The sequence below is a fragment of the Nitrosospira briensis C-128 genome, from assembly GCF_000619905.2.
Classification (GTDB): Bacteria; Pseudomonadota; Gammaproteobacteria; order Burkholderiales; family Nitrosomonadaceae; genus Nitrosospira; species Nitrosospira briensis.
The window spans coordinates 990,556-1,002,709 of sequence record NZ_CP012371.1; the positions used below are offsets into that span (position 1 = coordinate 990,556).

General features: G+C 55.9%; 7 protein-coding genes. All 7 read right to left on the reverse strand.

The window, feature by feature from the left end:
• Position 1: 1 nt before the first annotated feature.
• Positions 2–997: a lytic murein transglycosylase B gene (mltB, locus tag F822_RS04580; RefSeq protein ID WP_025040254.1), complete on the reverse strand. Its 996-nt coding sequence runs from the start codon at positions 995–997 to the stop codon at positions 2–4.
• Positions 998–1,183: 186 nt separating this feature from the next.
• Positions 1,184–4,795 carry a UvrD-helicase domain-containing protein gene (locus F822_RS04585; RefSeq protein WP_231623569.1) on the reverse strand — a complete coding sequence of 1,204 codons (3,612 nt, stop codon included), beginning with the start codon at positions 4,793–4,795 and terminating at the stop codon, positions 1,184–1,186.
• The gene (locus F822_RS04590; RefSeq protein WP_025040256.1) at positions 4,792–7,560 is read right to left on the reverse strand and encodes a PD-(D/E)XK nuclease family protein; all 2,769 of its coding nucleotides are present in this window, start codon (positions 7,558–7,560) and stop codon (positions 4,792–4,794) included. The genes F822_RS04585 and F822_RS04590 overlap by 4 nt, the downstream gene beginning before the upstream one ends.
• 25 nt (positions 7,561–7,585) lie before the next feature.
• Entirely contained in the window at positions 7,586–7,909 is a 324-nt protein-coding gene (gene fdxA / locus F822_RS04595) for a ferredoxin FdxA (RefSeq protein WP_025040257.1), read from the reverse strand.
• Between the two features lie 253 nt (positions 7,910–8,162).
• A complete protein-coding gene (locus F822_RS15910; RefSeq protein ID WP_407938229.1) occupies positions 8,163–8,399 on the reverse strand; it encodes an alpha-amylase/4-alpha-glucanotransferase domain-containing protein in 237 nt (78 codons plus the stop codon).
• Positions 8,377–10,197 (reverse strand): alpha-amylase/4-alpha-glucanotransferase domain-containing protein, encoded by a 1,821-nt coding sequence (locus tag F822_RS04600; RefSeq protein ID WP_331458282.1) that lies wholly within the window; start codon positions 10,195–10,197, stop codon positions 8,377–8,379. The genes F822_RS15910 and F822_RS04600 overlap by 23 nt, the downstream gene beginning before the upstream one ends.
• A 179-nt stretch (positions 10,198–10,376) precedes the next feature.
• Positions 10,377–12,080: a glycoside hydrolase family 57 protein gene (locus F822_RS04605; protein WP_025040258.1), complete on the reverse strand. Its 1,704-nt coding sequence runs from the start codon at positions 12,078–12,080 to the stop codon at positions 10,377–10,379.
• Positions 12,081–12,154 lie beyond the last annotated feature (74 nt).

Below are 12,154 nucleotides of genomic sequence, written 5' to 3' on the forward strand. Positions count from 1 at the left end.
TTCAATTGGAATTTCTTGCCGCACGAATCTCGTCAGCCAATTGCAGCACGCTCATGGCGTAATTCACGCTGCGGTTATAGCGTGTGATGACGTAGAAATTATTGAAACCCAGCCAATGTTCGTTTCCGGTTTTATTTTCCAGTTCGATCAGCGTAGCCTGGCGGTCAACCGGTAGAGCGACTTGCGGCGCAATGCCCAATTTTCTCATTCTCTCCACGGTATATGCCGGTCTTTCCCCTGCGTATATTGCCTCACGGTAACTCTCGCCGTTGACGAGCGCGGATGCGACTATCGCTTGCTCTGTTTCCCAGCCGTAGCCCTTCAGATAATTGGCGACGCTGCCAATCGCATCCACGGTGCTGCGGGACAAATCGACCTTGCCATCGTTATCGAAATCCACGGCATATCGCCGATAGCTGCTGGGCATGAATTGCGGGATGCCGATAGCCCCCGCATACGAGCCTTTGATGTTCAACAGGTCTGAACGCTGTTCCCGCCCCAGCAGCAAGTAATGTTCCAGTTCGTCGCGAAAAAAAGCGGCACGCTTCGGATAATCGAACGCCAGCGTAGTCAATGCATCCAGCACGCGATGCTTGCCGGTTTGTACGCCATAGTTTGTTTCGACACCGATTATGGCAGTAATGATTTCTTCAGGAACACCAAACTCTTTGCGCGCCCGCTCCAGGGTCGAGGCATGGCTGTTCCAGAAGACAACGCCATCGGTGACACGCTGGGGGGTAACAAGCATTGGGCGGAATTCGTACCATGGTTTGGAAGTCGCCGGGCGCGAAATTGCATTGACGATGGAAGGCTGAAACTGGACCAAACGGAAAATACTTTCAAGTTCAGCCTGGGCGAATCCATGCCGCTCCACCATCTGGTCGATGAACGTTTTGAGCTCCGGCCGCAGTGGTGGCGCTGCCGCGGTTGCGCCGGTCGTACCCGCCGCACACCCAGCGAGCGTCAGAAATCCGAAGGCATAGAGTAACAGTCGCATGAATTCTCCCTAATTTGCAGGTACAGAAAGCTGTTTATCTTTTCACTATTGATACACACGATCGATAATTCTCGATCGGCTTCATTCTCTTCAGCAAACTCATCGCTTTTCAAAAAACGCTGAATTAACTCTCTTCTTCGCAGGGACGCAACGGCGGCTTGCAGGATGGCTTGCCGGAAAAATACTTTACCGCGTATCGCCCCACTCCCGCCATCCCTTCAGCATCGGAAAATAAAGCCCTCGCCTCACCGGCTGGCCATCGACTGAGCGCATCAACGCCGCGTAACGGTCGAGCTGGGCGCGATAGCGCTCCTGCTCGCTGTCGAGAAAGCCTTCCAGGTCCGAGCCTTCATGACTGCTGGTCTTGTAGTCCACCACCCACCGCTGGCCGCTCTCATCACGAAAGGTACGATCGATGACGAGATCGATATACTCGCCTTCGGCTATCGTTGTCATGCGCAATTCGTTGCGAGCATCCCGCTGCGGGCCGAGCAGCCATTGTCCACGCCGATCACTCACCGCTTGGGTAAGCACGGTTATTACCCGTTTGACAGCCGCATCGGTATCGCCCTCATTGCCGGCCATGCCGCATGCGGCGAGCTGATGCTTGAAGATATCCCGTAACCCGGAAATTTTCGGCGCATTCCAGTTCCCCACGCCATCTTCGGCGATGCGCTGCAGCCAGCGGTGTACGATGTTTCCGATAGTGCGTGCCGTTTCCCCTGCCCATGAATATTCGATCTCGCCCTGAATCGTCGATCCCTGCTGCTGAGCCTTCCACTGTACCGAGAGCGGCGCGACCGGCAGTGTCCACCCTGAGACAAGGCGCCGCAAAGACTGATCGATAGCGTATTCGCCCGCCGCGCGCTGCTCTTTATCATCAACGGCAAATAACCCGCCTGAGGACAGCGCTTGTGCTGCAGCTTCTGCATAAATATGCTCCACCATTGGCCAGATTTTACTCAGCAGTGTTTTTCCCGCTGGCGGCTTCAGCTCAAAAGGTTCAGAAGAGTCTTCCCCTTCGCGAATACCCGCGCTGCCCAGCAGATGCAGGCGCTGCCTGGCACGTGTCGCAGCCACGTAGAGCAAACGCCCATCCTCCAGGCATTCCTTCTCACCCTCGAGTTTCTCCAGCCATGAATAAATGCGGTCGGCCTCCCCACCCGTTTCCTGAATCGGCGCGAGCAACAGGTCGTTACCTTCGCCTGGCTCTTCCGTAGCGAGCGCAGGTCGTAAATACTCCATCCACATGAATAGCTTCTTATCGTTGCCGCGCGATGAGCGGCCAAGACCGGGTACGATCACATGATCGAATTCCAGGCCCTTGGCCTTGTGAATCGTCATGATTTGCAGGGTATCGTCGGCTTTTACGTCAGGTAGCGCGAAAAGCCTGACGAGCCCTTCCTCCAAGGCAGCGACGGTGAGAACGCTACCTTCGTTTTCGTTTGCTTCGAGGTAATCGAGGTAGGCCGCGGCATCTTCAAAGTCTGTCGCATCTTCAATACAGGCGGGGCCTCCCAGCGCAAGCCATGCTGCCTCAACAGTGTTCCGCAGCGATTGGCGGCAACGATTAGCCATGCATTCCGCCAACACTTCCCGCACGCGTAGAAGCCGGACATAGCCATCGGCGGAAACCGACGCCATGCGGGCGTCGTCGTTGATCAATTCCCACACTGTACGATCAGGTGGCTTCGCTCCGCCATCTCTTCTGTCTGCCTGGGCATCGCCAGCGACCACATCAGTAACATCGCCAGAAGCGGGTTCGGAACGCACCGATACGAGCGTGTGCATGTCCGCGAGCGTGAGGCCGCACCAAGGAGCGCGCAGCAAAGCGAGCCACGCCATTCGATCGGCGGGATGCGCCAGTGCGCGGGTCAACGCCAGCAGATCCTGAACGATGGGCATGCGTGCCAGCCCTTCAATTTCTATCGCGCGAAAACGAATGCCGGCTTTCTTCAGCCGAGGTATGATTTCACCGAGATGGCTACGGTTGCGCACCAGGATTGCCGTAGTGGAGCCGGGATCATCGCGCTGCGCTTGCGCGACAATCTCCACCACTTTTACTGCCTCGGCTGCGTGGTCATCATTGAAAAACGGATGTACGCCGACCCCTGTGCCCTCCAGCAAGCTGCGCGTTGCGATGGATTGTGCGTAGGATACCGCGCCAAGGGCGATATTCTCCCGTTCCGGCATCACCTGCGAGAACGTGGCGTTGACCCAATCGACGATGCCGCGCTGCGATCTGAAATTAGCGGAAAGAGCGCTCGGCTGTAATGCTACATTGCCTATCCCCTCTGCACGGGCTCGGAGGAATAACCCAACCTCAGCCTCGCGGAATCGATAGATGGATTGCATGGGGTCGCCGACCGCCAGCACGCTGCGGCCATCCCCCGGTTCCCATCCGGCGGTCAATTTCACGACCAGATCATACTGGCTGATCGATGTATCCTGGAACTCATCTATCAATAAGTGCCGAATGCGATAGTCGAGCGCGAGTGCAAGATCGGTAGGCATTTCGGGTTCGCCGAGCGCTCGCAGGGCACCTTGCGCGACTTCGGTAAAGTCCACCTTGTTATGGATTTGAAACACGAGCCTGAGCTGCGCCACCGCACGTGGGAGCAGCCGCATTATCGAGCTGAGCACTTGCCATTGCCGTTCGGTGTAAGCAGGAGGCGGAAGCTTTTCACGAATGTCATATAACGCCTGGCGAAGCGCGCCGTCGTCTTGCTCAGCCAGATGCGAAACCAATGCCCGCGCCCTGTCCTTCCATGAGTCCGCCATGCCTTTCCTGGCCTTGGGCTCGGGAGGAAAACCCTCTTTCACCGTGTGTTGCTTGCGCCAGGCGCCTTCTTTTACTTTTGTCAGCAACAGCTCGGCAATGGCATGCCAGCAGGGAACATCCCCCTCGTCATCGCCAGGAAACGTGCTGAGTTCGCAAAGTTGCGCGTAGTCGACTATAAGCGAATCCCTGCCGCTATCCGCCAGATTGCGCGCAGCGTAGCGCATCAGCTCAACCAGTTCGTCCCGGCTAGAGACAGGAAACAGTGAACACAAGCGCCGAAGCGCATCACGGCGTGCGTTCTTCAACGCCTCTTCCAGCTCATCGCGGTCCTTGCCGTGAATATGCCGCAGCCAGTGATCGCGTCGAGCCAGCATTCCGATGAGCAATATCTCGACGCGTGCCACATCATTGTCGAGATGCTCCAGCAAATGCTCGACATCCTGCGCCACGGCATCATTGTTCTCGACAAGACCAACGGTGGCACGCGCTGCTTCGGCATATAAATCTGACGCGTCCTCGATGGTTTCCGGCTGAGAACCAAACTCCGACAGCACAGGCATCTGCCGTGTCAACGATGCGCACAGCGAATCGAATGTCCGGACACGCAATCGCGCCGGATTATCGAGAATATGCCAGCCAGCGCCGGCGTCCCGCTGCAAAACAGCGCCAGCCAGCTCTCGCGTCAGCCTTTCGTACTCGGTTTGAAACGTTTCAGACGGATAAGAGGACGTATCGCGTGCCTGCACAAGCGCCGCCATCAAGCGTTCACGCATCTCTGCAGCCGCTTTTCGCGTGAATGTAATCGCAACGATTTCTTCCGGCTCATCCACAAGCGTCAACAACTTGAGATAGCGCTGTATCAGAAGTCCGGTTTTGCCTGATCCGGCCGGTGCCTGAACGATAAAGGAATGGGTCGGATCAAGCGCACGGCGGCGCTCGGCAAAGTCCGGCGCCAAGCCGAGTCCCTGGCGAGGCGCGAGTTCCGGCATAGAGAACATAGGCGATGTGCTGCTCATCCTTCCTCTTCCTGCTCGGTAAACTCCTTTCCTGCACGTTCATGAATACGGCAAACGGATCGCACGTCACAGTAGCGGCAAGTGTGCGGATAGATCTTGGGATCGATTTTGGCATCTCCGTCGATGAAATCGGCCGCGATACGGGCAAGATCGGCGTGCCAGGCCGCAACCAGGTCTTCCCACGATCCGTACTGATCAGCCTGGCGTGATTCACCCAGCGCTTTTCCACCCGGCAGCAGATTGCCATCACGCGCAAGTGCCGTGAACCGCATCTCTCCCGTTTTAACCTGCGCAAATGCGACCGCAACCGCAGCGGGTTCGGCAGTGACGAGATACAGGGGCAGTTGCGGTTCTTCCGGACGCTCGCCAAGCATGGCGCTTACCGATGGCGCCCGCGTTTTATAATCGATGATGATACGGCGTCCGTCGCTGAGCTCGTCTACACGATCGAGCCGCGTCGTCAGTTCAAGCCCGCCGATTTCGATGCTGCGCTTGTCTTCGATAGCAATGACCGCAAAGTCATTCCGCTTCCTGTCTTCGTTGAGCCATTCTTGTGCCAACCGCACCAGGCGCCGCTGCTCGATCACTGCAAAACGCCCTGAAAGCATAGCTGGACGGTCGCGATGGATATGCGCGATCGCATCTTTCGCGGCCTGCATGAGCATCGCTTCCAGATCGTCATCACTCATGGCATCAAGCACATTTTTGGTTTTGAGCTGGCTCCAAACCTGTGCGAGCACATGATGCACCAGTATGCCGCGCTGTATTGCATCCAGCCCGGTGCCCGGCAATTTCGTTCCGGATGCGCCCAATCGATGGACAGCGAATGCCCGGAATGGGCAGGCGGCCTGATCTTTTATCACCGCCATGCCGCCACTGGCCATACCGTTAGCGCCATTGCCTGCACCTATTGCCGGTGCTTTGTCATTTTTTATGCATTCAAGCCGGCTTGCGCGATGGATCAGGTCGCGGTGACTTGCATAATCGGGTAGCTCAAGCTCACAAACGGCAATATCCGCTATCAGCGGGCTGGGCGCGAGTGCCCGCCCATCGCGGCCGTTGCCATGCCGTGGATGACTCAGGATGACTTCGTTCGCTGCCGACAACCATGCATCGGTAAACCGGGACGCAAGCGCCAGGGAAGCGCCGGCTGAACCTCGCGGCAATCCGGCGGCTTGCTGAAGTTCGATCGGCAGAAAAGGATTGGGACGTGGTTGCGGCGGCCAGGCTTCGTCAGACAAGCCCATTACCCAAAGATGATCGAACGTCATGCCGGCGGCTTCGAGAACGCCGAGTATCTGGATGGGAACATTCGGCGTCTCAGGCTGGAACGACACCTCGGCAGCCATATGGCGCAAACGCGATAGTGCTTTGCCGTAGCTGGCGTACGGCATGACGCTGCCGAGGGCGGCGAAGTCGGCGAGAACCTCATGCCATTTCTTCAATGTCTGATATTCCGCTGAATCCAGAGCGCGTTCGCCAGGAAAACCGGCGATCCTCAAAACCTCGGAAATAACCCTGGCCAGCGCTGAGGGCGCTTGCGAACCGCGCAGCTTTACTTTGCGGAGCTCGGCATAGGCCGACAGAACCTCCACTAGAACCGGGCAGCTTTCACCGCCATATTCGCGCTCGATAAGAGCAAGCAGCCGTTCAAGTGTAATTGTAGACTCGGTACGATTGCGCAGTTGAGCATCGAGGCTTGCGCGCTGCGCCATTTCAGTTTCGCCGCCGCTGAGAAAGGGCGATCGGAGCAAGAGGCTCGCGCGCTCGAATCCGATTTCTCCCTCGCCGAGTTCGAGTATCAGGAAAGCGGCGTTTATCAGAGGATACGAAACCAGAGCCTTGCCAAGCGATGCATTAAACGGCAATACGCGCTTGGCCGCACCCGGTAGTGATCGCTGGACATCGGGCTCCATCAGCGAACTGAAGATGCGCAGGATGGCACTTCGATGCTCTGAAAAGGTCGGAACGACAACGCCAATGCGAGCGGAGCCATTTGCTTCGATTCGTGCCCGTGCCCAAGCCGCCGCGCAATAAATCTCCTCACCGGCGTCGTCGTATTGCACACGTCGCGAACCGGGATTTTGCGGCGACTGTTGCGGCTGCGGTTGCGCCAGCATTACTTCACAGCCCGCATCCTCAAGCTTGACCAACAAGGCTGCCTGTTGCGGTGTAATGATATCGAAACCATAGCAGATCAAGCGCTTCGGCTTATTGATTTCAGGCCGCAGGCACAGCCCGGCTACGAGATCGCAAAGCCGTGCGCGATCGGTCTGCCGTGCGCGGCGGGTTGTTTCCTCGTAGTATCGCGACCAATCCCGAAATGCCTTGCCATCTTCGTTCAGCGGGAAATTCCCGAGCCGCGGGATAAAGTGCCATGCATGGGCGAGCTGCCACGCCTCACGAGCAAGCCGTGCGGCCTCCGCGACGGCAAGCAAAACCGTGCCCGTATCCGAACGGGCAATGGCATCTTCCCATAGAACCTGCTCCTGAGCGGGCCTGAGCAACGCGGGCAGATGAGAGGCTTGCGCGAAGTAAAGCGCGTCCTCGTAGATACGTTCGATGAATGTGGAGATCGGCAGGATATCCGCCGAATCCCAGGCAGAAATGCCTTCGGCTGACCGCGCTCCATCGAACTCGTGTTTCAGCGCGGCTGCGAGTCGCCGATTAGGCGTGACGATCGTGACGCCATCTACTAGGCCGACGTCACGGCTCGCAAAAATTTCCGTCAGAAGAACTTGGGGAAAATTCAGAATGGAGGACATGCGGCAGAAAACGACCGCTGCCGGATCAGCGTTCCAGCTTGTCCAGTTTCCCGGTTACCTTTGCCCAGTCATCGGCATCGGGGGGAGAATCTTTTTTCTCGATGATGGGTTTCCATGCTTTCGATAACTCAGCGTTGAGTGCGGTGAAATGCTGCTGATCCGTCGGCACGTCATCCTCGGCATAAATTGCATCCACTGGACATTCAGCTACACACAGGGTGCAATCAATACATTCATCCGGATCAATTACCAGAAAATTAGGCCCCTCGCGAAAGCAATCCACCGGGCACACATCTACACAATCAGTGTATTTGCACTTGATACAGCTTTCAGTTACTACATAGGTCATGACGGATCCTTGCTGGGCTCTTTGAGAATTCGCAATTTTACCAGAAATTTTACGAATGCCGCTATAACTCTACAACCCAGACCAGCCTGCCAGTATGGGTTTAAGGTGCGAAGCAAGCTGGGATACCACTGCTGAAAGCGGAGTATGCCACACTGTATATAATAGCCCTACAGGATGGGCTGCGGCCCGGCCGCCTTTTCTTTTTGCACGTTTGTACTTGAGCGTTTGTATAATTCCGACCTATCCGCCGCGGCTACGGAAGGTGTCCCGCCACGACATTTTGTTTTGCATTGATCGCCAACGAGATAACCAATGCGCCAACTATCACCGGCCATTGCAATTTCAGTGTCACAGCCTGCATGATTTTCTCGAATCCCTCTTCCGACTGCGATACCGAGTAATAAGGCTGTGCGTGTAATTCGGCTGGAACAGATACTTTCAGCTCGACACTTCCTCCCAGCACATCATCATCGAGCATTATATCGGTCATGGCGGACAACTCGAGTAGTTGACCGAAACCACCCGGAATTTGTCCCCGGTAAATATAGCGCCCCCCCCCAGCCATCGCAACTTGGCATTGCAAGGTTGATCTCGGTACAGAATACGCCCTCCGCTTCAGCGGCGAAAAAATATGACACCTGCAACCAGTTGCCCGCAAGTGCAATACTTTTTTTTACGTATTGCGAATACACCTCCGTCTGGCAAATTGAATCATCAGCACTGGATGGCTCATGCCGATAGGTTATGAATTCGCCATTCAGGCGATCCACGAACAACCCACGAGCGTGGTCGTCGGCCACCATATCTCCGGCAGTTATCTTATTCTTGAAGCTGAGCCGTTCATGCGCCGAGGCGATCCCGGCACCGCTGTGCCCATGCGGGCTATCTTCGCGTTGATGGATTTTTCGATAATAATGCTCAGCCTGGCGCCGCAACGTATCGCCAAAATTATGCGTCAGCAGATAGGAATCCAGTTCGCAAATGATGCCTCCGTCATTCATCTTCAACACCGCCTGGATTTTACCGGTCTGCAGATACATTTCCTCGATCCCATCGAGATCGGTATCTTCCAGAAATCTTGCCGGGCGGGGGGCGCAGGCGTCAAGCATCGCTTCCAGCTCGACGATGGCTTTAAATACCGCGCGTCTGAGATGAGGGAGATACAAGCCTCCAAACAAGCCATGCCAATATGCATCATTAGCCTGGGACTCATACAGCTTATGCTTCATGGCAACGCTACGTTGCCGCTCCGGCAGCGAGGCCAGCCGCCGGGAAAGGCCCAGCATGCGTTTGTGCATCCAGTTGGATTCGGGATAGCGCGAAAAAAAATTTTTCCAGATACCACCGCGCAGGAACGCCTTGTTGCCGTCATACCAACCCACTGCCTTGGCCTGCTGCACCAGGTCGGCATAAATATTGGCGGGCCCTGCAGGAAGTGTCCACTCGTTCATTTCCATATATGAAGTGGTTGGGAGATACACTACACCCCGGGTTTTCTCGGCAGCATGATAGTCCCGGTAGTGCTGGGGACGAATTATGGGTGACGCCAGCACCCCTTGGATAAAGGTATCAAGCCAGCCTTTTTCATATACCCACTGATAAGTTTCCGGCCAGATACCGAATTTTTCGATATCGTCAAAATAGACGGCGGCGTTGCCATGGCCGGTTGTACTGTTTTCAGCCAGAGACTCTATGTACGCTATTGCTTCATCCGCCGGAGAAAACGGCAACCGGTAACGCAGCGCTTCGGAAATGGGAAACAGATCGAGTTTGCGCTCGTCCTCTTCGGTAGTGAAATAACCGTCCAGTTCCGCCGCTGTTTTGCCAGCACAAAGAAAATGATAATCGTCCACGATCACGTAGCGGATGCCACAATCCGCTAACGCCGGAACTACCGTTGCTTCCCACACGCGCTCGGTCAGCCACGCACCTTGCGGGCGCCGCCCCAACTTCCTCTCCAGCTTATCGGAAAATGTCTGTATTTGCCCGATGCGATCGCGGTTTGGAATCGCAGCCAGGACCGGCTCTGTATCGCCCGCACCGAATAGCTCGACCTGACCGCGCATCACCATGTCCCGAAGCAGCGCCATGTCTTCCGGATAGTGATCAAACAGATAGTCCAGCAACCAGCCGGAAATATGCACCGCAAAACAAAAGCTGGGATATCGGTGAAGGACTTGCAGGAAAGGCCGATAACAACGCAGGTGGGCATCAGCCAGCACCTCTGGAAAATTGCCGACCGGTTGGTGAGCATGAACGCCGAAAAGCAGGGAGACGGATCGGGACATCGAGTTCTCCTCAGAGAAAGCTTAGCCACTCGCTAGCGCCGCTACTTCCGGCCCAGGCTGGCGCTGGTCAGGTGAAATGTATCATGTTGCGTTATGTGGCCTGGAAAACCAACTTGGCTTTTCCTGGTCGAAATATCGCTCTCGGGCTTGCGCCGGCAATAGTGCGCTGCAGGTTTTCTTCAAGAGGCGCGCCGCATTGTGCCCGAATCTTGAGCCACAACGCCGCCGCCGTGGCTGATAGGCTGATGTACGGATACGGGTACCGGCAATTTCAGTAAAGAATAGAGATTAGCCAGATTGTCCCGGAATAATTGATCAAAGCTCGACACTACGCTCGGCGGATTGTAATCACCTAGCCACCAGAACCAGTCGGAGCTTTCGCAGGAAGCGAGTTGACGTTCGGCCTTAGCTCTTTCCTCGTCGGTCAAGCGTTTGCTTTGCATCACCAGGTCATAACTGTGCTTGGCCGCACAGAGCAAATCCCAGGCACGGTTTTTGTCCTGATCGCCGATCCATGTGGAAAACGTTCCATACACCCAGCTCCCTGCCGTCAATACCGGCAAGTGGGCGACATCAGCCTGCTGGATGGTTCCCAGATAATCCTTATAAGTAGTCACCTCGATTGCGGGGTGATTTTCAAGAATTCCGTAGAGATCATTGAGAAAGTAATAGCCGTTGTAAGGATAGTATTCCCACGCATTCTCGCCATCGAGAATAATACTTACCACTGGATTTTCCCCGGATAATGCGTTGCGGCCGATATCTTCGAGAGAGTGCACCAAATGCTCGGCAGCATCTCGCCCAAACCACTTCGAGTACTCGAAGCCGATCATGTCGGATAGTCTTTCGTCGCGGAAGAAGCACGTGACGCTATTGGCCTTACCTTCCACATGATAGGGCTTGTAGAGGTAGCGGCCTCGTTCCGGCAAGGGTCTGCCCCCATACGATTTGCGCAGGCTATTCGCCAGCACGTTTTCACCGCTGGCGCTCCATTGACAATCGTGGTCCGCAAGAATCTCGAGCATGGCCGCTGATATCGCACCTTCCGCGGGCCATACGCCGCAGGGCGTTATCCCGAAGCGACGCGCATGACTCTCGATAGCTGATGTCAACTGAAACGCGACACGGCCTTTCCCTCCGGGATAACAGCTTTCCACCGGCAGGTGCACGTCGGGCATGTTATCGCGCGCGGAAGAAAAGTCTATCAATAGCGGAGCCAGGGGGTGGTAATGCGGCGTGGTGGACAATTCGATCTGGCCGGACTCAGCCAGCTTGCGATAGCGAGGAATCAATCCCTGTATCAAGTCCCCGATCACATTGAGCAAGTCTAGCCGGTCGGCATGGCTGAAGCCTCTGTCCTGCGTCATCAATCGCACTACCGCCTCATTGGTCCTGCGTACGCTCTCTCCTGTCCATGCCAGGTGATACCACATGATCAGGTCCGCCAGATACTGGCCCGAAAGATAGGACAGTTCCGCCTCACCGCGAGCCCGCAATGTTTCGTGCATATCATGCAACCGCTTGCAGGTCGGGTACGGTTGCATCATGGTGACGTGATTGCTGCGAAAACAACTGTCGAACGCCCGTATGCGATCTCGCGCGGAAACCTGTTCCAGATCGGGCGCCGCCAGCAAGCGCAAGAGCGGGTCCCGAAACTGACCCGACGCGAACTGTGCCGCATAATCCTCCAGTTGATCCAGCAGTACCGGCACGAAATTCACCACCGCTTTTATGGACGGATGCGCTTCAAGGTGGGACACCATGTCGCTGTAGTCCTTGATGGCGTGCAGATACACCCATGGCAACGTAAACTCGCCAGTTTCGTAATTGCGATAATCAGGCTGGTGCATATGCCACAGCAAGACTAAATGTATTGGTTGCATTTCTATCTGACCCGATGGAAGTAGGCGTCTGGACAAGCCCTGCGTTCGGCACGGAACCTGTCGATCGCCACAAA